This is a genomic window from Ancylobacter tetraedralis, assembly GCF_014195655.1.
Classification (GTDB): domain Bacteria; phylum Pseudomonadota; class Alphaproteobacteria; order Rhizobiales; family Xanthobacteraceae; genus Ancylobacter; species Ancylobacter tetraedralis.
Window position 1 is genome coordinate 80,605 of record NZ_JACICD010000003.1, and the last position, 24,167, is coordinate 104,771.

The 24,167-nt window shown below is 67.1% G+C and carries 16 protein-coding genes; 5 read left to right on the forward strand and 11 right to left on the reverse strand.

The genetic code is table 11. The annotated features are described in order from the left end of the window. Positions 1 to 15: 15 nt before the first annotated feature. The gene (locus tag FHS55_RS08815; protein ID WP_183189365.1) at positions 16 to 861 is read right to left on the reverse strand and encodes a transporter substrate-binding domain-containing protein; all 846 of its coding nucleotides are present in this window, start codon (positions 859 to 861) and stop codon (positions 16 to 18) included. 147 nt (positions 862 to 1,008) lie between these two features. Between FHS55_RS08815 and FHS55_RS08820 the strand changes: the two genes are divergently transcribed. The 3 genes from FHS55_RS08820 (at position 1,009) to FHS55_RS08830 (ending at position 4,983) form a co-directional block, all read left to right on the forward strand. Next, the gene (locus FHS55_RS08820) at positions 1,009 to 1,980 is read left to right on the forward strand and encodes a LysR substrate-binding domain-containing protein (protein ID WP_183189366.1); all 972 of its coding nucleotides are present in this window, start codon (positions 1,009 to 1,011) and stop codon (positions 1,978 to 1,980) included. Positions 1,981 to 2,102: 122 nt separating this feature from the next. Further along, complete coding sequence (locus FHS55_RS08825; RefSeq protein WP_183189367.1) at positions 2,103 to 3,467, forward strand: LLM class flavin-dependent oxidoreductase; 1,365 nt, start codon at positions 2,103 to 2,105, stop codon at positions 3,465 to 3,467. A gap of 556 nt (positions 3,468 to 4,023) precedes the next feature. Further along, on the forward strand, positions 4,024 to 4,983 hold the full coding sequence (locus FHS55_RS08830; RefSeq protein WP_183189368.1) for a hypothetical protein: 960 nt from the start codon (positions 4,024 to 4,026) through the stop codon (positions 4,981 to 4,983). 195 nt (positions 4,984 to 5,178) lie between these two features. Here the strand turns inward: FHS55_RS08830 and FHS55_RS08835 are convergent, their stop codons facing one another. Both FHS55_RS08835 and FHS55_RS08840 read right to left on the reverse strand, forming a co-directional pair. Next, a complete protein-coding gene (locus FHS55_RS08835; RefSeq protein WP_210286914.1) occupies positions 5,179 to 11,388 on the reverse strand; it encodes an autotransporter outer membrane beta-barrel domain-containing protein in 6,210 nt (2,069 codons plus the stop codon). 711 nt (positions 11,389 to 12,099) lie between these two features. Further along, the gene (locus FHS55_RS08840; RefSeq protein WP_183189370.1) at positions 12,100 to 12,432 is read right to left on the reverse strand and encodes a membrane dipeptidase; all 333 of its coding nucleotides are present in this window, start codon (positions 12,430 to 12,432) and stop codon (positions 12,100 to 12,102) included. A 419-nt stretch (positions 12,433 to 12,851) separates the two neighbouring features. On the opposite strand from FHS55_RS08840, the gene FHS55_RS08845 reads away from it, so the two are divergent. Both FHS55_RS08845 and htpG read left to right on the forward strand, forming a co-directional pair. Continuing rightward, positions 12,852 to 14,735, forward strand: a complete 1,884-nt coding sequence (locus FHS55_RS08845; protein ID WP_183189371.1) for a heavy metal translocating P-type ATPase — start codon at positions 12,852 to 12,854, stop codon at positions 14,733 to 14,735. Positions 14,736 to 14,910: 175 nt separating this feature from the next. After that, positions 14,911 to 16,803, forward strand: coding sequence for a molecular chaperone HtpG (gene htpG, locus FHS55_RS08850; RefSeq protein ID WP_183189372.1), 1,893 nt, complete (start codon positions 14,911 to 14,913; stop codon positions 16,801 to 16,803). Positions 16,804 to 16,930: 127 nt separating this feature from the next. On the opposite strand, the gene FHS55_RS08855 is transcribed toward htpG, so the two are convergent. The 8 genes from FHS55_RS08855 to FHS55_RS08890 form a co-directional block, all read right to left on the reverse strand. Next, complete coding sequence (locus FHS55_RS08855; RefSeq protein ID WP_183189373.1) at positions 16,931 to 17,479, reverse strand: formaldehyde-activating enzyme; 549 nt, start codon at positions 17,477 to 17,479, stop codon at positions 16,931 to 16,933. Positions 17,480 to 17,515: 36 nt separating this feature from the next. Beyond that, a complete protein-coding gene (locus tag FHS55_RS08860; protein WP_183189374.1) occupies positions 17,516 to 17,875 on the reverse strand; it encodes a VOC family protein in 360 nt (119 codons plus the stop codon). A gap of 93 nt (positions 17,876 to 17,968) precedes the next feature. Next, on the reverse strand, positions 17,969 to 18,499 hold the full coding sequence (locus tag FHS55_RS08865; protein ID WP_246339997.1) for a flavin reductase family protein: 531 nt from the start codon (positions 18,497 to 18,499) through the stop codon (positions 17,969 to 17,971). Further along, entirely contained in the window at positions 18,496 to 19,215 is a 720-nt protein-coding gene (locus tag FHS55_RS08870; protein WP_183189375.1) for an ABC transporter ATP-binding protein, read from the reverse strand. Before FHS55_RS08870 ends, FHS55_RS08865 begins: the two co-directional genes overlap by 4 nt. Beyond that, a complete protein-coding gene (locus FHS55_RS08875; protein WP_183189376.1) occupies positions 19,212 to 20,087 on the reverse strand; it encodes an ABC transporter ATP-binding protein in 876 nt (291 codons plus the stop codon). The genes FHS55_RS08870 and FHS55_RS08875 overlap by 4 nt, the downstream gene beginning before the upstream one ends. Further along, the gene (locus tag FHS55_RS08880; protein ID WP_183189377.1) at positions 20,080 to 21,753 is read right to left on the reverse strand and encodes a branched-chain amino acid ABC transporter permease; all 1,674 of its coding nucleotides are present in this window, start codon (positions 21,751 to 21,753) and stop codon (positions 20,080 to 20,082) included. The genes FHS55_RS08875 and FHS55_RS08880 overlap by 8 nt, the downstream gene beginning before the upstream one ends. A gap of 4 nt (positions 21,754 to 21,757) precedes the next feature. Continuing rightward, positions 21,758 to 22,855 carry an ABC transporter permease subunit gene (locus FHS55_RS08885; RefSeq protein WP_183189378.1) on the reverse strand — a complete coding sequence of 366 codons (1,098 nt, stop codon included), beginning with the start codon at positions 22,853 to 22,855 and terminating at the stop codon, positions 21,758 to 21,760. Beyond that, complete coding sequence (locus tag FHS55_RS08890; protein ID WP_183189379.1) at positions 22,852 to 24,087, reverse strand: branched-chain amino acid ABC transporter substrate-binding protein; 1,236 nt, start codon at positions 24,085 to 24,087, stop codon at positions 22,852 to 22,854. Before FHS55_RS08890 ends, FHS55_RS08885 begins: the two co-directional genes overlap by 4 nt. Between the last annotated feature and the right edge of the window lie 80 nt (positions 24,088 to 24,167).

The following is a 24,167-nucleotide window of genomic DNA, read 5'->3' on the forward strand; positions in this document are numbered from 1 at the left end:
CGCTCCGATGCCGACTCAGATCTGCGGCGGCGGCAGGACCGCGGGCAGCGTGTAGGAGGCGCCGAACCACTTCTCCTGGATCTTGGCGAGACGGCCGTCGGCGATGATGGCGGCCAGCGCCTTGTTGACCTCCTCGATCAGCCGCTTGCTGTCGTCATCTTTGCGCGCGATCCAGCAATAATAGGTCGGTACCCCGAAATTGGGCTGCACCACATCGAACGCCTCGGGGCGCTGCTTGGCGGCGTAGGAGACGTTGGCGTGCGAGCTTGCCGCGGCGTCCACCCGGCCGATCGCGAGGTCGGCATAGAGCTGGTTGTTGTCGGTATATTCGCGGATCGTGACCGGGGTCGTCTCGTTGAAGAGCTGAACCTGCTTCAGGATCGCGCTGGCCTTCACGACGCCGACGGTCTTGCCCTTCAGGTCTTCCGGCTTGCTGATCGTGGCATCGCCCTTGCGCTTCATGAAGGCGCTACCGGAATAGGCGAACGGATTGGTGAAGGCATAGCGTTCGAGCCGCGCCTTGGTCGCGTTGATCGGCGCGGAGACGAAATCATACTTGCCGGATTCGAGGCCGGGCAGGACGCTGGTCCAGGGCAGGTCGACATAGACCATCTCGACTTTCAGCTCCTTGCCGATCTCGTCGAGAATGTCCCTGTTCACGCCGGTATATTTACCGTCCACCAGCATGTCGAACGGGGCGAACTGCATCTCCGTCACCGCGGTGAGCTTGCCGGAACTCTTGACCTTGTCCCAGGCGTCCGCCGAAGCCGGACCCGCCGCAAAAACCGCCGAGGCGACCAGCGCTGAAGCCGTCAGGCGCTTGAGCAAGCTGCGTATATCGACCGCATATGTCTTGAACATCGAAACGAGTCCTTCTTCCGCGACTTTGCCGCGCCTCTGGATTTTTGTGGAGCCTGCGCCCCTGCCTAAAAACATAGCGATACAATTTGTGTTGACGAAGTGGGCATGGGCTGCTTTCTCATTTAGCTCAGCTAAAGGAGTAGCCCGGTGAAGGATCTGCCCTACCTTCGCGCCATGCTGGCTTTCGAATGGTTCGGGCGCACCGGCAGCATGACCGACGCGGCGGTCGCGCTCGGTGTGACGACCGGCGCGATCAGCCAGCATATCCGCCATCTTGAAGAGGTGCTGGGCGTGAAGCTGGTGCATCGCCATGGCAATTCGGTGCGCCTCACCTTGCTCGGCCATACCTATCACGCGCAACTAGCCACCGGATTCGGCGCGCTGCGGAGCGCGCAGGATATCATCCGCGCAGCCAAGTCGAGTGCGGTACTCACCGTCAGCAGCCTTCGCTCGCTCGCCACGAAATGGCTCGGACCCAGGGTTTTCGACTGGCAGGGACAGAACAAGGACGCCAAGGTCCGACTGATCGGCGACGCCGCCGAACCGGATCTGGACCGCGAGGACATCGACTATCGGGTCACCTATGGCCCGAACGCCGCCCGGCACGCCCAGACGGCCGTCCTGTTCACCGACTACGTCGTGCCGGTCTGCACGCCGCAATTGTTGCGCGACAGCGCGCCCCGCAACCCCGCTGAACTGCTGCACGTCCTGCCACTGATCGGCATCGAGTGGCCCAATCCCGCAGGCCAGTCGCCGAACTGGACCCAATGGAGCCGTCATGTCGGGCTGGAGATGGGCGAGGTCGTACCGCACATGACCTTTTCCTTCTCCAACGCCGCGCTCGATGCCACGCTCTACGGCAAGGGTTGCGCGCTCGGGCAATTCTCCATGGTATCCGACGACATCGCGGCGGGACGGCTGATCGTCCCCTTCGACATTCGGATGCGCATGCCCGAGCCCTACTATCTGGCCTGGTCCGCCTCCGCCTTTGAGAAGCCGCACAGCCGCACCTTTCACCGCTGGCTCACCGCCCTCGGCAAGGCGCAGGACGAGGCCTATGGCGCTGGAAAAAGCGGAACGCCCGACCGCCAAGCGACCGCCACGAGATCTCTGACTTAGGAGATTTCTGATTTAGATTTACTAAATCAGACGTCAGCTTTCATCGGATTGTCGGCCTACGAGGCCAACCATATCGTCGGCCCCTGCAAGAAGTGCGCGGCAAGCACGCAGAGGGACTATCGATGGCCAGAACCGACAAGATGAAGCTCGGCACGTTCTGTTATACTTACGGCTTTCATGCCGCTGCTTGGCGACATCCGGCCAGCGATGTCCATGCGGCCAACGAGTTCGATCATTTTCGCGATATTGCCAAGAAATCGGAAGCGGCGAAATTCGATTTCATGTTCCTGGCCGATTCTGCGGCCGCCGGCGTGGGCGATCCCGACGCCCTGGCGCGGAGCCCCACCAAGGCCAACCGCTTCGAGCCGCTCTCGCTGATCTCCGCACTTGCGGTCGCGACCGAGCGCCTCGGCCTCGTGGCCACCGTCTCGACCAGCTATTACGAGCCGTACAACGTCGCGCGCATCTTCGCCTCCATCGACCAGCTCAGCAAGGGACGGGCCTGCTGGAACGTCGTCACGTCGGATCACGACGAGACCGGCTACAATTTCAACCGCGAGGGCCTCGACCCGCACGCACTTCGCTATGCGCGCGGCGCCGAGTTCGTCGACGTGGTTTTCGGCCTGTGGGACTCCTTCGAGCGCGATGCGTTGGTGCTCGATCGGGAAAGCGGGGTCTATTACGACAAGGATAAGGTTCACACGCTGAACCACAAGGGAACGCATTTCCAGGTGCGAGGGCCGCTCAATATCGCGCCGTCCGCGCAGGGCCGGCCCGTCATTGCGCAGGCCGGCGCCTCGGATCCGGGCATGCAACTTGCCGCCCGCACCGCCGAGATCGTCTTCTCGCTCGCGTCCAATATCGACCGAAATCGCGCCTTCTACCAAAACGTCAAAGGGCGAATGCCGGCCTTCGGCCGCAACCCCGACGATCTGAAGATCATGCCCGGCGTCGTCATCAATGTCGGCGAGACCCGCGCGGAGGCGCAGGCAAAGGTCGATTTCCTGATCGACCAGCTGCACCCCGATGTCGGTCGATTGATGCTCGGCGAATTCCTCGAAGCCGACCTTTCGGGGGTGCCGCTCGACAAGCCCTTCCCGATGGAACGCCTGCCGGAATCGCCGAAGGGCTCCAAGGCGATGTTCGAGGAACTGGTCGACTTCGTGAAGCAGGGCCGGACGGTCGGCGAACTGGTGCGGCACTATGCCGAGAAGCACACCGGCAACGGCATCACGGGCACGCCAACGGAGATCGCCGATTTCATGGAGGAATGGTTCGAGACCCGCGCCGCCGACGGCTTCATCCTCATGTTCCCCACGCTGCCCGCGAGCCTCGACGACTTCGTGAAGCTGGTCCTGCCGGAATTGCGCCGCCGCGGTCTGTTCCGCGAAGAATATGAAGGTGCCACGCTGCGCGAGAATCTCGGCCTTTCCATGCCCGAGAACCGCTACGCCGCGCGGCGTCGCCTCGCCGCGCCTTCCCCCTGATCGGGATGGACAGTTTCCCTCACGCCTCGCCGGAGTCGGTCGATTCGGACCGGTTCCGGCACGCCATGGCCTGCTTGCCGGCCATGTCTGCGTCATGACGGTGGGCAAGGGCACGGACCGCACGGGTTCTACCGCAAGCTCGGTTGCCGCGTTGTCCGTCGACGGGCCCACCGGCAAGCATGCACGGAACGCTGTCACCCCTCGAGTTCGCACGCCAGCACAAAGCGAAAGCCGACGGCGTCTGGAAAACTCGGGGCGGTTCAGATGGTGAGAAGCTTCACGCGGTTCTTCGCCAGCTTGCGGACGTAGAGTTCCAGATCGAAATGATCGCGGAAGAAGCCGCTGACGCGCGGGCTGTTCAAGGGATGTCACGCGGGACGTGGATGCGTTGCGGCTGCCGGATGTGCGCTCTTCCACCGCACCGCGCGCAGCGATGTGACGGCAGAATATGTGCAGCGGACCCGCCGAGTCGGTGCACGTGGTTTGCTGTGCAACAGGAGATTGTTGTTAAAACTAAACTGTTTCAATAATCTGATCGTCTTATGGGGGGAGTTCTATGGTCGGTCGGTGGGGTGTCGTTACTCCTTTTTGGGGGTATCCGGTCTCGTGGGCGCGTCGATGTGGCCAGTATCTGGCTCTTCTTTCAGCTCTGGCGGTCACCTCTGCCGCGCTGGCCGATATGGGGGCTTCCTTCTACCTCCAGTCGCCCTATCGCGCCGTGCCTGCACTGGTGCTGGAGACGGACGAGCAGCTTGCCGCGGCGATCTCCGCGTTGACCACCTTTCCAGCGACGCTCAATCCGCGCCTGTGGAACGCCGACGGAACGTTTCGCCAGGATGTGCGCGAGCGCACCCTTGCCTTGGTCCGATCGATGTTCGACCGCTTGGCGTTCCCCCCGGAGACGGTCCGCATCACCGACATTGACCTGCTCGGCAGCAATATTTCAAGGGAATGGGACGAGAAGGGGGATCTGGACGTCCACGTCTTCCTCGCGGCACCGGCCTCCGTCGCGCCGGCGGATTTCGAGAAGCTGCTCAGCTTCTACAACCGGTTGACCAAACTCGAACAGCAGGGCCAGATCACCTTCAACGGGGTTGCCGTCGAAGTGTTGTTCCGCGGCTCCCGCCGCCCCAGCGAGGCCGACGAGGGCGGCGTTCCCCATTTCGCCCTGTGGTCGCAGGACCCGGCCCGGGTCAATCGCTGGTTCTCCATGCCTGGCACGATCGAGGACCGTTTCGACCGCACGGACATGCAGGTGAAGACGAAGGAGGTCGTCGGAAAATACAATGCGCTGATGGTCACCTATTTCGCCGACAAGCCGGCCTTCCGCTGCGCGAATTTTTCGGACCTGCTCGCGCAGTTGCGGACCTATCGCAGCGGCGAGATCGTCGCGGCGGGCCAGCGCTCGACGGGTAATCTGGTCTATCGCTTGCTTCACCGGCTCAGTATGGACGTGCAGGAGGAGACCGATGCCGCCTACCGCGAATGCACCAATATTCAGTGGTCGCTGAGATAGCCGGTGCGCGCGCGTGGTGGCGTTCCACCGGACGCCGCCGAAAAGGCGTCGGCGCGTAGTACCTCGCTCGAAGGCCATCGCATCCCGTGGCGCAGGACGGAGGACGGGCCAGGCCATGCCCCCCGTAGCGCTCCGAGGCGCCTCGGAGAGAGGGCGCGTGGCAAGGGAGCCTCGCCACGCGCCGCCGCGATTGCGTTAGAACCGAACCGAGAAGCGCAGGCTGGCCTCCTGGCCGAGATAGTCGCTGCCGATCTGGGCGCGATACTCGCCGCGCAGCTCATAGGTATCGTTGGACATGAATTGCAGACCGGCTCCGATATCGAACAGCGTGTCGGGAAGCGGGGACTGGGTCGTGAAATCGATGCCCTGCGCCAGCGCCGTATCGAAGCTGGCCGTGACGCTGGTGTCATTCTCGAACAGGAAGGTCATGCCGGCCATGGCATAGGGCCGGAGCCATGAGCCGTCATCGAGGTCGATGCGCGCGCCGAATTCGAGCGCCGGGGTCAGTGCGAACGTCCAGTCCTGCAAGGTGCCGACGTTGAGATGGCTGCCGGCAGACAGTCCGACCTGATAGCCCGGCATGTGGGTGTAGATGGCATCGAGGTCGACATAGGGCCGCAGATAGAAGCTCTCATTGGGCAGGGGCAGTTCGTAGGCGGCGCGCAGACGCAGTCCCGCGGTCCAGATGTTGGATGTGCTGGTGTCGCTGGGGCTGGCCGATTCAAAGTTGAAATAACGCGTGGTGTCGAACACGCCGAAGCTGGCCTCGGCCGATGCCGCGAAGAGCCACGGCCCCACCTGGTGTTTGATGGAGACGGCGAGGTCGCCGCTGTCGCCGTCTGTGCGGGTATAGCCGTCATTGCTGTCGAGGCTTGTATTGGTGTAGGCGCCGGTGACGCCCATGAACCAGTTGTCGGCGACTTCCCACTGCGCGCCCAGCCGCATGGTGACGCCGGTCTGGGTGAAGCCGTCGGCAACCGCATTGTCCGAGGCATGGATGCGCGAGCCGGTCACACGGGCCCAGGCGCATTCGCTCTCGGTGATCATGACGCTGTTGTCGACGAAGATCGGGCAACTCAGCGCCGCATTCATCGCGCCGCGCGCGGCAAGCGTCTGCGTGGTCGCGGGGGACAGCTGTTCCTCGCTGGACAGGCTGTCCATGGCCTGACGATAGCTCCCGGCGGAGGTCAGATTGGCGAGCTGGGCGAAAACCGGCGCCTCGCCGGACGAGCTGGCGTTCCACGCCGTCTGATAGGTGGCGGCGAGATTGCGCTCGTTCGCGTTCCAGTTCGCCGTATCGGGGGTGAGGAAATTGGCGGACGGCGTCAGGATGACCGCGTTGCGCTGGATGCCCGAGTTCCAGGAGATGGGCACCCCACCATAATTGGTGACGGTCGGGGCGCCGCTGCCGCTCTTCATGAGCCATTCGATGACCCGGTAGCTCCCCGGCAGAAGCCCGTCCACCGCGCTGGGCCGGATGTTCACGCCATCGAAGGTCAGGTTATAGACCGAAAGGAGATCGGCGCTGGTGATGCCCTTGGCGGTGCTGCGGACATCGGCCAGCATCTGGCCCCCCAGCAGCGCGCGGCTGCTAACGGAGAGGTCGGAGACGCGACCGATTCCGCCGATATCGAGCGTCCCGCGATTGGTGAACAGGCCGGTCAGGCCCAGATCGAGCGTGCCCTTGCCGGCGCGGCTGCGATAGGTGCCGTTCGCCTCGTTGACGAACGGATTCGACGCGGAGCTCGACAGGAGCACATCGCCCTCGATCAGCCCGGCATTGGTGATCGTGGTCGTTCCGAGCCTGGAGATGATCGCGACGCCCGATTTCGCCCCCAGCGCCGAATTCCATGGCACGGTGATGCTGTTGCTGCCGGCGCCGTCGATGCGGATGCCGGCACCCGTGCCGGAGCCGCCCCAGATCGTTCCCTCGTTGCGGATCGAGACGGTGCCGCTCCAACCGGGCACGCGCGGATCGATCGAACCATCCGTCTTCTGGCGGCCATTCTGGACGAAGATGCCATAGGCATCCCGGCCGGTCGCGTTGATCGTGCCCTGGGTATCGATGCTCACCCGGCCGGCATGCCCGACGCCGAGGAGAGAGGCGGCGACCCCGTAAACGGCACCGGGATCATAGACATAGGGGCTGCCGTTCGCGGTAAAGGGAGCGTAGATATAATCAACCACGGCGGGTTGGCCGGCCGTGTCGGTCACGGGAGCCACGTTGGCGCCGTTCACGTCGAAGGCGGCACCGCCGCCTCCGGCGAGGCTCTGGATGTAGAGCCCGTGCGCACGCGCGCCGCTTGTTTCAATGGACATCGGGCCGTTCGGCCACCGTGCCATGCCGACCGAAATGTCGCCGCCGTTTCCGTAGGAAGCCGTCCGCAGACCGACATCCCGCCAATCGACGTCGGCGACGCTCTCGGCAAGGGACGCGCGGCTTATGGTGCCCGTGCCGACGCCGCCATAGCCGCCGCCGCCGCCGATCGACTGCAGCAGCACGCCATGGGCGCCGGCGCCCTTCGTGACGATCGACGCGCCCTTGCCGAAAGACAGGCTCACCGAACCCCCATCGCCGCTGGCCGGTGTGTCGTTTACCGCCAGCGGCACGCCTCCGAAGCTCAGTTCGAAGTGAACCGGCGTGGACAAGCCGCTCGCGTCCGCGCCAAGACCGCCGCCGCCGCCGATGCTCTGCCCGACGATGCCGATCGCACCCACTCCCGTCGTGCGGATCGAACCCAGATACTCGACGCTGACATTCGCGCCTGAGCCGCCGAAAGCATCCGTCCGATTGGCGCCGATGCCGCCAAACTGGGCCTTGACCGATGCCGACGGGACTTCGGAGGCAGCCGCCGCGGCAAGGGAGGCTCGCAGGTCGATATCCGCGTTACCCGTGCGCTCCGCCGCAAGGGCGAGAATATCCTCGAGATCGCTCAGCGCCTGTGCCTCGGTTTCACTCGTCGCGAGGGCTTCGGCACCCAGCACGCTCTGGCGGTTCACGATATACATGCCGCCTCCGCCACCGATACTTTGCGCAACAATGCCGTGCGCGTCCCGACCTGAGGTGGCAATGGCTCCGGTATTGGACACGGCGACGTCGCCGCCATTCGCCATTGCCGTGCTGGTCGAGCCGAGGGTCATGGTTACATTCATGGTCCCGGTCATGGCGGCATTGGACACCGCCGTCACGATGCCGCCACCGCCGCCGATGCTCTGGGCCACCATGCCGAAAGAGGCATTGCCCGATGTGCGCAGCAAGCCGGTGTTGTTCACCGTGACGCGGCCGCCATTGCCATCGGCACCCGCGGAACGACTGCCCAGCGTTCCCTTGACATCGAGCATGTCCGGCCCGAGCGTCACGCCGCCGCCCGCGGTGCCGCCGCCGCCGCCGATCGACTGAGCCAGCATGGCGGCGGCCGCGGCACCGCTCGTCTCGATGCCGCCATCGTTGCGCGCGGCAGCCGGGCCACCGTTTCCGCCATCGCCGCCGGTGCCGCCAACCTGCATGTCGAGCGTCAGGGGCAGGGGGATAGGGGACTTGAGCCGCCGGCTGCCGATCGCGCTCTTGAGCGCATTCTTGGCCCGGCTGGCGAAGTCGCCGATAATGTATTCCATGGCAGCCGCGCGAGATGACTCGCGTATGGAATCCAGGAAAATCTCAGCGGTGCTCTTCGCGCTGACGGTAGCGTCGTCGTCGTTGTCACGGGCGGCGGCAAAGGTCGATGGCGGCTTCACCGGGACGGGTCTGGCGGTCGCGTCCGCCGCCGAGCTAAGTGCCGACTTGATCGTCTTGACCGCGAAAGCCGCGTCGCTGACGCGCTGCTGGAAGAGGCTGTCGGAATCGAGGAAGGAGACCTTCTTGCCGAAGAGCTTGGCGGCGAGGTCATTTCCCTTGATCAGCGCGTCGGCCATCTTGAGCAGGAAACTGCCGCTCGCACTCGCGCCGGCACTCTTTTCCGTCTTCTGCGGCGTCGCGGCGCCATAGGCCCCGCCATTTCCGCCGCCGCCGCCGATGCTCTGGGCGTGAAGTCCGACCGAACCGTCTCCGCTCGTGGAGATGACGGCGCCGGTCGCGTTCGTCGCCGTGACAGCGCCGCCGTCTCCGCCCTTGCCGCCGCTGCCGCCGACGCCAATCCTTGCGGAGAACGACGTCTTGCCGCCCGAGACATAACCACCGCCGTTGCCACCGCCGCCGCCGACGCTTTGTGCCAGCATGCCTGTCGAGGATTCGCGCCGCGTGGTGATGCTGCCGAGGTTGTCGGCCGTCACCTCGCCGCCGTTTCCGCCGCCGCCGCCGCTGCCGCCCACGCTAACGTTGATGCCCAGCGAGGCGCCCGTCGGAACCGCGTCGGAAAGCGTCGAGAGGATCTCGCCCTGCTTGATGCCGGTGGACGAGGTGGCCTTTCCGGACCCGCCATTGCCACCGCCGCCGCCGATGCTGACCGCCTGGACACCGGGCGCGAACTCACCGGAGGTTTCGATCTTGCCGCCATTGCTGACGCGGACGGCTCCGCCGCCGCCGCCGCCGCCTCCCGAGCCGCCGACCCCGATGGTGACCCCGACATTCGCCGTGACCCCGAGCATTTCCGCGAGTGCGCTGGCCGTCGCGCCGTTGCCGCCGCCGCCGCCGATGCTGCTGGCGAGCAGGCCGATGGAGTTGTCGCCGGAGGTGGTCACGTCGGCGAGATTGAGCAGGTTGACCCCGCCGCCGGAGCCGCCATTGCCGCCGGCGCCGCCAATGGCGAATGTCACGCCCCCGGCCACTACGCCGGGCAGCCCGACGGCGGCGGTATAGGACGAGGCGTCGCCGCCGCGTCCGCCGCCGCCGCCGATGCTGCTCGCCTCGATGCCATGAGACGTATTTCCGGCGGTGCTTATGTCCGAGGTGTTGATGACACTGACCAGATCGCCTCTGCCGCCGTCGCCACCGCTTCCGCCGATGCCGATGGTGATGGCGATAGGCGCGCCCGGCGCCTTCGCGGCGGCGATTCCGCCCACGCCGCCGCCCCCACCGATGCTCTGGGCGACGATGCCGCTGGCATTGTCGCCGGTCGTCTCGATTTGTCCGCGGCTGTCGTAGGAGGGAAGGATCTCGACGACCCCGCCATTGCCGCCGGCCCCGCCCGCGCCGGCCCCGCCCCCGCCGGCGCCGCCCGAACTGGAGCCGGATGTGACGCGCGTGGCGGCCCCGAGCAGCACGGAGAAGGCCGTCGCGGAATCGCCGCCCGCACCGCCGCCGCCGCCCACGCTCTGCGCCAGAATGCCATGCGCACTGGCTCCCGACGTGGAGATCGTGCCCGCATTCCTGATCTGGACGTTGCCCCCGTTGCCGCCGGAGCCGCCTTGGCCGGCCTCGCCGTCGAGCGACAGGCCGATCAGCGAACCGCCGGCGCCGCCGCCGGTATAAGAGCCGGGCCTTATGTCCTCCGTCTGCAGCGCTCCAAGGGCCGAGCCGCCGCCGAGGCTTTGGGCGGCAATGCCAACGGAGCCCTTGCCGGCCGTCCTTACCTCGCCCGTATTGACGACGTCCACCTTGCCGCCATTTCCCGCATTGCCGCCATTTCCGGCGGAACCGACATGAATGCCCGTGGAATCGTTGCCGACACCGCCGACACCGCCCATCGACGCTGCGGAGACGCCGAAGGAATAGTCCTGCCGGGTGTCGATCGAGCCGGCCTGACCGACGCTGACGCGGCCGCCATTGCCGCCATTCGCGCCGGACCCGCCCGTGGCGTCGCCGATCTGGATGCCGAGCGGGACGTAGACCTGATCGCCGCCGTGACCGCCCACCGACTGAAGCAGCAATCCGGCCGAGCCGCTGCCGTTCGTGGCGATGAGGCCGGAATTGGCGAGCCGGACCTCCCCGCCATCGCCGCCGCGGGTGAGAACCTCGTCATGCTTGCGGCCGCCGTCGAGCCCCGATCCACCGATGGATTCGAGCACCACGGCGTGGGCGCCCTTGCCATGGGTGATCACGGACGCCTCCGCCCGGATGGTGACGTCCACCTTATTGCCGTTGGCACCGGCATATTCGCCGGCATCGGCGGGCTTCGCGAAGGCGAAGGGGACATAGAACTGGCCGTCATACGGCTGGTTGCGACCCGACTGTCCGCCCTTGGAGCGTGCCCAGACACCAAAGAAATTGTCTCCCTTGGTGCTGATATCCGCACCAAGGTCGAGCGTGACCGTTCCGGCTCGGCCTCCCTTGCCAATCCCCGGGGTTCCGACCCGCCCGTCGCCGCCGATCGAATAGAGGTAAACGAGCGCGGCGTTCTGCGACTGGCTACCGTCGCCCTTGAACGTGCCGAGAAGGGCCAGCCAGACGTTGCCGGCATTGCCGCCCGCCTTGCCCGCCGATGCGAAACTCGACGCGTAGATACCGCTGCTGGTGAGGGGAGCGCCCAAGGCTCCGTTGCCGCCTCGCGAGCCTATTTCCACCGCCGTGGTGGACGCAGGCGACAGCATTCGGAACGCCAGCCCTCGCGTCAGTGACCCGGCAGATGCGCCCTCCGTGGAATCGACCGGCTGGCCTGCAAGGATGGTAAATTCCCTGCCGTCCGCTCCGCTGACAACATCGCGAAGGACTGGATCCGCAGCGTGGGCGACCCGCCAGGGTGTCAAACAGGCGGACAGCGCGATAACGCTGACGCAGACGAGAAAGTTGGTGCGGGTGAGTTTATGAGAGCCACTCATCACCAGCCATTCCTCCATCTTCGCCATTGGCGGACACAGGATGCCCTTCATGGGCTCCCTTGGGTGACGTCTCATGATGTGATTGCATTCGCAAGACTGATGATCTTCAAGAGCGCGATTCTCTGGAGCCTTGCAATCGAAGTGCCACAGGCGCAGCATTCTGCGTGTCCGCAGGTGCGGCTTGTTGTTCGCGATGCATGGCCGATCATTGTGGGGTAAAGTTCCACCCGGCAGTTCGGGTGGACTACACTAGAAGGATCCTTAGCGGCGGAGTTTAACCATAGGTCTGACCATCGGACCTTCTCGGACCGTCCGCCCAGCGAATACGACCGGGCCGACATGAACAGGCTTTTACAGCTTGGGTAGCGGCCTGCGACCGCACGCCTTTAGCCGGCTGTCTTTATGTTCGATTCTTCCGCAATTCTATCGACGAGGCGCCGTGCCGTGCCGCAGCGCGATGTCGAGCCGTTCCGGGGCGGCTTCCAGCGCCGCGATCCGGTCGATCGGCGGCGGCATCGGCGAGATGTCGTGGCCGTTCGCGTCGGGCGTCGCCAATATGAGTTCGCCCGAGGGCACGAAGATCGCGCAGCACCCGCCATGGAGCCCGCCGCTGCGTGCCCGCGGCACATCGCTATGCCCCTCGCTTGCGCCCTCGCCCTGTTGCAGGATGGGGATGCCGCCCTGCGCGGCGGGCTCCCAAAGCCGCAGCCGCACATCGTTGGGACCATCGAAGACCGCCTGCTTCTGTAACGGCATGCCCCGGCTCACCCTCCAAATGTCTCACCTCTGGCGCATGAATGGCGGGGCCGGGCGCAGGGGTTCATGTTGGATTTCGGCCAACCTCTTTTCGTTTCCGCCATACCCGCCGGCTCAGGCCTATGGGCCAGGCGGCAGGCGCGGAAAACCGCGACGCGGCAGTCCCTTCGCGGCACAGATCGCCTCCATTCCGATCACGGTCTCGATCTTCGCAGCGACCGGCTGGATCGATGACGCATCGGCAACAGCACGGATGGCGACAGGCGTTCCGCGCGGCGTAGACTTGGCGGGTGAGCATACACTTGCTGACCTGTTCCATTGACGGGGTGTCGCCCAGCTTTGCACGAGCGCGGGCTGGACGGTGGTTCGAAACCCGTTCGGTTTCCGAGCGTGTGGCTTGATTGCGGGATACACGCCTGATGAAACCCTTGCTGCTCGATCGCCTCAACATCGCGCTTCTGGCCATTGCCGGGCTCGGCCTCGTCGCGGGCCTTGCCCTGCTGCTCGGCGGGCAGGCCCATCTCGCCAAACTGGCATGGACGGCGGGCGTCGCCCCGGTGCTGGCGGCGCTGGTGGTCGAGATCGTTCGTAGCCTTGCAAAGGGCGAGGTCGGGCTGGACATCGTCGCCGCCCTGTCGATGTCGGCCGCCTTGCTGGTCGGCGAGACGCTCGCGGCGGCCGTGGTCGCGCTGATGTATTCCGGCGGCACCTTCCTGGAGAGCTTCGCCGAGGGCCGTGCGCGGCGCGAGATGACCGATCTTCTGTCGCGCGTGCCAAGGACCGCGACGCGCAAGCGCGGCGGGGCGCTTGAGGACGTGCCGCTTGACGAGATCGAGCCCGGCGACCTTGTTCTGATCCGGCAGGGCGACATCGCGCCCGTCGACGGCACGGTCGAGAACGACCGCGCGATGCTCGACCAGTCGGCACTGACGGGCGAATCCATGCCCGTGCGGCTGGAGCGTGGCCAGGAGGTGATGAGCGGCTCGACCAATGCGGGTGACGCGTTCGATCTCCGGGTCAGCCGCCGCGCGGCCAACAGCACCTATGCCGGCATCGTCCGGCTGGTCGAGGCGGCACAGCATTCCAAGGCGCCGATGGCCCGGCTGGCGGACCGTTACTCGCTGCTGTTTCTGGCCGTCACGCTGGCGCTGGCAACGGCGGCCTGGTGGTTCACCGGCGATCCGATCCGCGCGGTGGCGGTTCTGGTGGTCGCCACCCCCTGTCCGCTGATCCTCGCCGTTCCTGTCGCGCTGGTGGCCGGCCTGTCGCGTGCCGCCCATTTCGGGGTGCTGATCAAGGGCGCGAAGCCGCTGGAATCGCTGGCGCGGATCCGGACGCTGATCCTCGACAAGACCGGCACCTTGACCGACGGGCGGCCGCAGGTGGTCTCGATCGACACGCTCGGCGCCTTGACCGAGGACGAGGTTCTGGCTTTCGCCGCCGCGCTGGATCAGGCCTCGAAACATCCCATCGCGCAGGCCATCGTTGCGGCGGCCCGGGCGCGCGGTGCCGTGCTGCCGCTCCCGGAGCAGATCGTGGAGACCGCGGGAGACGGCGTCAGCGGCATCATCAACGGCCGCAGGGTCGTGGTCGGCGGCGTGGGTTTCGTCGCCTCGCAGATCGGCACGGCCGAACCTGAAGGCGCGATCCGCAATGCTGGATCGGTCGTGGTGGCGCTCGCGGTAGACGGCAAGCTGATGGGCCATCTGGTCATGGCCGATGCGCTGCGGGCCGGCATCGCCGACCTGTTCGCCGAGCTGCGCCGACTGGGCATCCGCCGTATCCTGCTGGCGACGGGGGATCGCCGGGCGGTGGCGGAAGCCGTCACCGCCGGGCTTCGCCTCGACGCCATCCGCGCGGACCTGGCTCCGGACGAGAAGGTTGGGGTGGTCCTCGCCGAGCGCGCGAATGGCCCGGTCATGATGGTGGGCGACGGGGTCAACGATGCTCCCGCGCTGGCCGCCGCCGATATCGGGGTCGCCATGGGCGCGCGCGGTGCGGCCGCCTCGGCCGAGGCGGCCGATGTCGTCCTGCTGGTCGATCAGTTGGACCGGCTGCTGCCGGGGATGGACATCGCCCAGCGCTCTCGCCGCATCGCGCTCCAAAGCGTCGTGGTCGGGATTGGGCTGTCGATACTGGGCATGGTGGCGGCGGCGCTGGGATATCTCACCCCCGTGCAGGGCGCCCTGCTGCAGGAAGTGATCGACGTCGCGGTCATCCTCAACGCGCTGCGGGCGCTCCGGATCGTGCCGGAACCGGCCGGGCGACCCGCGCCCGCGCTTCCCGAGGCCTCATCCCGCTGACCCGTCCGCCCCGGACCCGGATCCACGCCCCTCATCGATGGTGTCCGGGTTGCCTCGCAGCGCAGGATGCGGCCGTGGGCGCGCGAGCGTGAGCGGGGCGCCGAGCCGACGTCTTGAAACTCTCTCGCGTTCTTGCCATGTCACGGCCTGAGTTTCCCTCGAACAGCGTGCCGCCATGACGACAGAGACCACCGAGAACCGCCCTTTCGAGGCCGATGTTTCCCGCCTGCTGCACATGATGGTGCACTCGGTCTATTCCGACCGCGACGTGTTCCTGCGCGAACTCGTCTCCAACGCCGCCGATGCCTGCGAGAAGCTGCGCTACGAGGCGATCGCCAGCCCCGCGCTGCTGGGCGACGATCCCAGGCTCGCCATCACCATCGCCGCCGACCCGGAGGCCAACACGCTCGCCATCGCCGATAACGGCATCGGCATGAGCCGGGACGAGATGATCGAGGCGCTCGGCACTATCGCCCGCTCCGGCACGCGCGGCTTCATGGATCGCATCGCGGAGGTCGAGGGCCAGGACGGCGCCAAGCGGGGCGCGCAGCTCATCGGCCAGTTCGGCGTGGGCTTCTATTCCGCCTTCATGGTGGCCTCGAAAGTCGAGGTCGTCAGCCGCCGCGCCGGCGCCTCGGAGGCCTGGGTGTGGGCCTCGGATGGCAAGGGCGAATATTCCGTCGCCCCCGTCGCTCTGGAGGAGGCCCCCGTGCGCGGCACGCGGGTGCTGCTGCACCTCACCGACGACGCCAAATCTTATGCCGAGCGCTGGACGCTGGAGCGCATCGTCAAGGAACAGTCCGGCCATGTGCCGGTGCCGATCACGCTGGTCGAGAAGCCGGGCGCGGAAGCCGCCTCGCTCTCCGACGGCGCCGCGCTGTGGACCAAGTCCAAGTCGGACATCAGCGCGCAGGACTACACCGATTTCTACCGCAGCGTTGCCGGCCAGTATGACGAGCCGGCACTCACCGTGCATTTCCGCGCGGAGGGCCGTTTCGAGTACACCGCGCTTGCCTTCATCCCCGGTGCGCGGCCGTTCGACCTGTTCGATGCCGACCGCAAGGGTCGCATCAAGCTTTATGTGAAGCGCGTCTTCATCACCGACGATGCCGAATTGCTGCCGCGTTACCTGCGCTTCGTGCGCGGCGTGGTCGACAGCGCCGACCTGCCGCTCAACGTCTCGCGCGAGATGATTCAGGACAGCCCGCTGCTCGGCGCGATCAAGAAGGGCGTGACCAACCGCGTGATTTCCGAACTCGCCAAGCTGGCCGAGCAGGATGGCGAGGCCTTCGGCAAGGTTTGGGAGAATTTCGGCGCGGTCATCAAGGAAGGCCTCTACGAGGATTTCGAGCGCCGCGAGCAACTGCTCGGCCTTGCCCGCTTCAAGACCACCGCCTCGGGCGAGGGCACGCGCAGCCTCAAGGATTATGTGGCCGTGCTGCGCGAGAACCAGACGGCGATCTATTACATAGCCGGCGACGATGCCGCCCGCATTGCCAGCTCGCCGCATCTGGAAGGCTTCCGCGCCCGCGGCATCGAGGTTCTGCTGCTGGCCGATCCGGTCGATGCCTTCTGGGTGGCGAGCGGGCTCGACCATGAGGGCAAGCCGTTCAAGTCGGTGACGCAGGGCGCCGCCGATCTCGGCCTCATACCGCTGCTGGACAGCGATACGCCGCCCCCGGCCGAGGCCAGCGCGGAAGTGACGGCGCTCATCGCGGCGATCAAGGAAACGCTCGCGGAAGACGTGGCGGATGTGCGCGCCTCCGACCGCCTGACCGACAGCGCGGTGTGCCTCATCGCCGCCGAGAGCGGGCCGGACCGGCAGTTCGAGCGCATGCTCGCCGCCGCCGGCCGCATCGGCAGCGCCGCCAAGCCGATCCTCGAGGTGAACCCCCGTCACGCCATGATCGCGAGCCTCGCGGCGACGTCGGACGAGGCGGTGAAGGCCGATGTCGCGCATCTGCTGCTCGACACCGCCCGGGTGCTCGACGGCGAGAAGCCGACCGACGCCAATGCCTTCGCCACGAGACTTGGCCGGCTGATCGCCCGCGGCCTCACGGCCTCCTGAAGCCGGGCCCGATCCGCCTGGAGTGGGCGGATCGGGCCTTCTTGTCCAGCGGGGAGGGGGCTCCGCCGGATATCGGCTCGCCAGGGCGCACGGGCGGCAACAGCCCGATGGGCGGCGGCGGGGTAGGTCAGATTTTGCCGTCGAGGCCCATCTGGTAATATTTGTGGATGATCTTGTCCTGGTTCTCCAGCAGCCAGTCGATCGAGGGCTCGCCGGTCATCGCCTTGCGGATCGCCTCGGTGGTTCCCCGGCGGTGCAGGTCGAACAGGATCTTGTGGTCGAGATTGGGTTCGGTCACGACGGAAGGCGCGAGCCAGACCGAGCAGATGATGCCGAGATCATTGGCCTGTTCCTTCGGGATATAGCCCGCGCGCACCGCGTCGAGCACACCGTTGGCGATGGCGAACTGCACCGTGCCCATGAGGATGCTGGTGTAGCGGTTGTCCTCCACCGTCACCTTGGAAACGCACAGCGTGACCGGGCGCACCATGATATCGGTGTTGAGCAGCGCGAACACCTTGGTATGGCCGGCGACCTGCGAGCCGGTCAGCGTCGCCAGCGCGGTGCCGACCGGCCCGTCGAGCGCGCCGATCACCACTTCGGGCTCGGCGGCCGTGCCGGGCGGGCCGCCGGCGACAAGCGCCTCACCCGCGCGCAGAATGATGCGGTCGGTCATGTCGATCTTCCTCGTTGCTGAATAAGCCGGACGCGCTCAGGACGCGCCGCGACGCTGGAAAAGCTGGAGATAATTACCCGACGGATCGACCAGCGTCACCGTGCGACCGTGGCTGCCCATGTCGCGCGCGGCAAGGATGCGGATGCCGGCCGCGCTCAGCTCGGTCTGCCGAGCGTCGAGGTCGTCCACCTCGAACACCGCGACCGCGCCCGCCGCGCCGCCGGGATATTCGGCCGACGAGCCGATGGCGAAGTTCACCCCGCCCGCATCATATTGCACCCAGCGCTCCCCATCGGCGAATTTCGGGGTCAGGCCCAGCACCTGCTCGTAGAATTGGCGGCTCGCCGCCATGTCGCCGGCACCGACATAGACATTATGCAGTTTCTTGACGGTCATTGTCGTGTTTCCTCGCGGGGCGCCCGCGGCGGAGCCCCGCTCCTTTTGCCGCGTGCGTGCGCGCTCGTCCCCTCGGTCCTGTCGTGATGGCCGTCAGTTCGCTGGGGCGAACGCGCCGGCGCGGTAGAGCAGCGCGGCGCGCTGCGGCGAGACCGTGGTGGCCGTGACGGCACCGAGAAACACCGTATGCGTGCCGGCGTCGATCGCCTGGATCACCTGGCAGTCGAAGGCGGCGACGGCGTCCGCCAGCACCGGCGCGCCGGTGGCCAGCGAGCGCCATTCGCCATGCTCGAAGCGCTCCGCGCCGCGCGCCCCGTCCCGGCCGGCGAAGCGCTCCGCCAGGCATTGGTGCTCGGCGGCGATGACATTGACGCAGAAGGCACCGCTCTCGCGGATCGCCGCGTGCCCCTCGGCGCTGCGGTTGATGCAGACGAGGAGCGTCGGCGGGTCGGCCGATACCGAGCACACCGCGGTGGCGGTCAGTCCGCGGCGCCCACCGTCGCGTCCGGCGGTGATGATGGTGACGCCGGCGGCAAGCTCGCGCATCGCCGCGCGGAAGCCGGCCGAGTCCGGCGCCTGGGCCGAAGGGGCCGGTATTGTGGGGTCCGTGGGTGAGGGCATCATGCGTCATATCCCAGATAGGCACTGCGCACGCGCGGGTGGGTGATGAGGTCGGGTCCGTTGCCGGTGAGCGTGATCTCGCCCGATTCCAGCACGAAGGCACGGTCGGCGATTTCCAGCGCGCTATAGGCGTTCTGCTCCACCAGCAACACCGTCACGCCCTCGCCATTCACCCGGCGCACCGCATCGATGACGAGGTCGACGATCTGCGGCGCCAGCCCCATGGTCGGCTCGTCGAGGAGCAGCACCTTGGGCGCGGTCATCAGGGCGCGTCCCATCGCCACCATCTGCTGCTCGCCGCCCGAGAGCGTGCCGGCCAGCTGGCGGTAGCGCTCGCGCAGGCGCGGGAACAGCTCCAGCACATGGTCGAGGTCGTGCCGGCGCGCGGCGTGGTCGCGCCGGGCATAGGCGCCGATCTCGAGGTTCTCCGCCACGCTCATGCGGCCGAACAGCCGGCGCCCCTCGGGCACCTGCGAGAGCCCGTGGCGCACCCGCTCATGCGGGGGCAGGGCGGTGATGTCGTCCTCGCCGAGTCGGATGGAGCCGGAGCGAACGTCGCGCAGGCCGCACAACGCGTTGAGGATGGTCGTCTTGCCCGCGCCATTGGCGCCGATGATGGTGGCGATCTCGCCGGCTTCGACGGTGAAGCTCACCTCGCGCACGGCGGCGATCTCGCCATAGGCGATGGTGAGGTTGGAGACGTCCAGCGCCTTGCTCATGCGATGCGGGCCTCCATCTGGCGCTGCGGTTCGGGGGACGCGGCAGGGGCGGCGATCTGCCCGCTGCGGCGGCCGAGATAGGCCTCGATCACCCGCTCATCCGCCTGGATCTCACCCGGCGTGCCCTCGGTGAGGATGGCGCCGCGATTGAACACGGTGATCCGCTCGGCCACCGCCATCACCACGCGCATGTGATGCTCGATCAGCACGACGGTGACGCCCAGCTCGGTGCGGATGCGCTCGATCAGCTCGACCAGCGCGCGGCCCTCGGCCGGGTTCATGCCGGCCGCTGGTTCGTCGAGCATCAGGATGCGCGGCCCGGCCACCAGCGCACGGGCGATCTCCAGCCGACGCTGGTCGCCATAGGGCATGTGGCGGGCAAGATCGCCGGCCCGCTGCGGGATGCCGACAAAGGCGAGGTAGTGGTGCGCCCGCGCGCGTGCCTCCGCCTCCTCGCGGCGGAAGCGCCCGCTGCCCAGGATGGCTTCCCAGAACGTGGCGTGCAGCCGGCGGTGCTGGCCGACCAGCACGTTCTCCAACGCCGTCATGTTGGGGAACAGCCGGACATTCTGGTAGGTGCGCGCCACGCCATGCCGCGCCACCACATGCGCCGGCAATCCATCGATACGCTCGCCGCCGAGGTAGATCGTGCCGGCCGTGGGTTGCACGAAGGCGGTGATGCAGTTGAAGGCGGTGGTCTTGCCCGCGCCGTTCGGCCCGATAATGGCGTGAACGCTGCCCTCGGCAATGCGGAGATCGACATTCTGGATGGCGATCATGCCACCGAACGCCTTCTTCAGGCCATGCACGTCCAAGAGCGGCGCGCGCGGGGGGATGGCGAGCGGGAGATTGGGGGGGAGGACGTCAGGCACGGGCGTTCTCCTGGGTCTGGGTCGTGGCCGGCCACAGGCCTTCGGCCCGCACATGCATCATCGCCACCAGCGCGATGCCGTAGAACAGGTAGCGGAACTCGCCGAACTCGCGCAGCAGCTCCGGAAGTCCGATCAGCACGATCGCCCCCACCAGCACGCCGGGAAGCGAGCCGAGACCCCCGATGACCAGGATGGCCAGAACGTTGATCGACACCAGCAGCTGGAAGGAATGGGGATAGACCGACCCGACCAGCGCCGCGAACACCGCGCCCGCCGCCCCGGCGAAGGCCGCGCCGATCGTGTAGGCGAGCAGCTTGGACGCCACGGGATCGATGCCGAGCGCCTGCGCCACGTCCTCGTCCTCGCGCATGGCGAGCCACGCCCGGCCGATACGGGCGTGCTGCAGCCGCCAGGATATGAAGGCGACCACGCCGGCCAGCGCCAGGGCGAGGTAGTAGAGCGCGGCCGGCGATTGCAGCGAGACGCCGAAGATGCGCGGATGGTCGATCTCGATGATGCCCTGCGAGCCCCCGAGATAGGGCGCCAGCGCATCGGACAGCACCAGCACGCGGATGATTTCGCCAAGCCCCAGCGTCGCCATGGCGAGGTAGTCGCCGCGCACCCGCAGAACCGGCAGGCCGAACAGCATGCCCGCGCCGGCGGCAAGTACCACCGCCACCGGCAGCGCCACCCAGAACGACACGTCGGCGACGGCCAGCGGGCCGGACGAGCACATGAGCGCGACCGTGTAGGCGCCAACCGCGAAGAAGGCGACGAAGCCGAGATCGACCAGCCCGGCAAGGCCCAGCTCGATGTTCAGCCCCATGCCCATCAGCATGTAGAGCGCCACCAGCATGGCGACCTGCGCCACGAAATCGTTGGTGACCAGCGGCAGGACGAGAACGCCCACCAGCAGCAAGGCGAGCCCGGCTTTCGAGGAGCGCGCCCGGCGTGCCGGATCGATCTGTGCGTTCCAGCGATCCCGAACCAGGCAGAACAGCGCGCCCCCCACCAGCAACAGCAGCGCCGAGCCGCGATTGAGCCCGCCGGGGCCGAACACCTCCCAATCCGGCCCGTTCAGGTCGGGCAGGTTGTCCAGCACGCTGACGAAGACATCGCGGAACAGGCCGGCGATGAGGACGAATGCAAAGCCATAGGTCAGCGCACGGCGGTAGCGGCTGGGCATGGCCGCGAACAGCCCGCCGATCACCCCGAGAAGGGCGCCGAGCGCGGGCAGTTGCACCAGCGCCTGCAGCGAGCCGATGGGCGCGCCAAGGCTCAGCGCCTTGATCAGCATCGGGCTGGCCGCCACCAGCGTGGCGCGCAGGCTGACGGACCCCATGAGCAGAACGAGAGCCGAGACGCACAGCCCCGCCGTGAGCCCCGCCACCGCGCCGTGAACGACGACGCGGGTGCCCGAGGGTCGGCCTTGCCGGTCACGCCCGGCGACATAGCCGGCGGCGATGGCCATCAGCGCGAAGGCGATCTGCGACAGGGTCAGCGTGTCTTCCACCACATGGCGCTTGTCCATCGCCACATAGGCACCGATCAGCGCGAAGCCGATCGCTGCAAAGCCGGCGAGGGCACCGACCTGAAGGGTCTCGGCCAGCGGCGTCTTGCGCCGCCGCGTGACCTTGAAGGAGCTGGTAACGGCGTTGAAGGACATGGCGTCAGGCCCGCTTCGAGGCGAGTCGCTCGCCGAGCAACCCCTGGGGACGGAAGATCAGGATCATCACCAGCATGCCGTAGCCGATCACGTCCTTGAGCTGGTAGGGCGCGGGCAGGCCGAAGCCTTCCAGCACCAGCGCCGGGCCGAGCGCCTCGGCCAGCCCCAGCACCAGCCCGCCGAGCAGCGCGCCGCCCAGATTGCCGATGCCGCCGAGAATGGCCGCCGCGAAGCCCTTGACGCCGAGCGCGAAGCCCATGAAGACGGTGATCTGCTTGAACACCAGCGCGTAGAGCACGCCGGCGACCCCGGCCATGGCGCCGCCAATGGCGAAGGTGGCGACGATGACGGCGCCGACATTGATGCCGACCAGCGCCGCCGCATCGCGATCCTCCGCCACCGCCCGCATCGCCTTGCCCAGCGGGCTCAGCTTCACCAGCGCCAGCAGGCCGGCCAGCACAATGAGCGCGGCGATGAAGGCGACGATCTGCGGGATCGGCACGATGAGCCCGAACAGGCTCACCGTCCCCTCCATCCAGCCGAAGCCGGGATAGGCGCGGTTACGCGTGCCGAACAGGCCGCGCGCGGCATATTGCAGGACAAAGGACATGCCGATGGCGCAGATGAGCGGCGCCAGCGAGCGCACATGCAGGAAAGGCCGGTAGGCGATGCGCTCGATGATGAGCGACATCGTCGCGCCCCCCGCCATGCCGGCGGCAAGCACCAAGGGCAGCGCCAGCAGCGGCAGGGCGTTGAGCAGCCCCGCATCGTTCAGCGCTCCCGCCGCGAACAGCCCGGCGAAGGACCCGATCATCATCACGTCGCCATGGGCGAAGTTGATCATGCGCAGGATGCCGTAGACCATGGTGTAGCCCAGCGCGATCAGCGCGTAGATGCTGCCAATGGTGAGGCCGAACATCGTGAAGGACACGAAATCGGCGGCGGAGTAGGTGCCGGCGGTGAGACCGCCGGCAAGACCCACCAGGACGAGAGCCGCGACACTGATCCGGATGGCGAGAAGCACATGATCGACCCAGGTCGACCGGCGCAGCCATTCGGAGAATGCCCCCGGCTCCGTCGCGGAGCGCGGGACCTCGCTCACGGAAAGATCCGCTTGGGGTTGGTGCCGGGCGCGAAGGACGACTGGTCGTCGCTGGTGAACTCCCAGATCGCGTAGGTCGCGGCACCGCAATCGCCGTAGGTGTCGCAGGTCAGCGCGCCGGTGAGGCCGGGCAGGGCCTTGGTCGCCATCATCGCGTCGTGCAGCGCCTGGCGGCCGATATAGAGATTGCCCTCGGCATCCGTCTTGCCGACTTCCTTGATGGCCGCCATGGTCAGCAGCGCGGCGTCATAGCCATAGGCGCTGAAGCCGCCGATCGGCGCCTCGCCATATTCCGCGGTGAAGTTCTTCACGAACACCGGGAACCGCTCGGAGAACAGGTCGGTCGAGGGACCGACAATGTGGAAGCCGATGATCTTCGGGCCGACCGCCTCGATCACGTTGGCGCTGAACACGCCTTCGCCGCCGATCACCTTGGTCCCGGCAAGCCCGGCCACTTCGTCCTTCTGGCGCATCAGGAAGCCGACGGTGGAGGTGAAGACCGGGGTGAAGATGAGTTCCGGCTTCTTGGTGGCGATGCGCGTCAGCACCGGGCGCAGGTCGGTGTCGGTCGGGGAGACCGCCTCGCTGGCGACGATGGTGCCGCCCTTGGCGATGAAGTCTTTCTCGAAGGCGCGCACCAGCTGCTCGGTATAGGGGCTGCCGTCATGGATGGTGGCGGCGGTCTTCACGCCCAGCTTGTCATGGGCGTAGCTGGCGGTGAAGGCCGCGCTCTTGAGGTCGTTCGGCACCACGCGCAGGAAGCCCTTGAACCCGTCCGGCCGGTCGGCGGCGGTCAGCGCCGGCGCGGTGGCTCCGATCGCGACGCTCGGAATGCCGAGCTTCCACAGGATGGGGGCGCCGACGCGCGCGCCCGAGGAGCAGCTCGGGCCGAGCACGGCGACGATCTGCTTGTTGCCCGCGAGCTTGGTGGCGGCGGTCTGGCCGCCCTCGGCGGTGCACTGGGCATCCTCGCCGAGCAGCTTCACCGGGAAGCCGAGCACCTTGCCGCCGGCGTCCTTGATGGCGATCTCGGCGCCGCGCAGCTCGTCGATGCCCTGGTTGGTGTCGCCGCCCGACTGGGAGGAATAGCCGCCGATCTGGATCGGCTGGCCCTTGGTGATCTTCACCACGCCGAGCGCGTCGGTAACGGGGCCGAGCGTTTCCGCCCGGCTGCCGGATGCGGCGAGAAGCACCGCGGCGAGGGTCGCCGCGGAGAAGAATACCTTGTTCATCGTCGTCCATCCTCTGGTTGGCGCGCGGCCTTTTGCCGGCCGCGTCGTTCGAAAGATCGGTTGGGGCTACACCTCTCCGA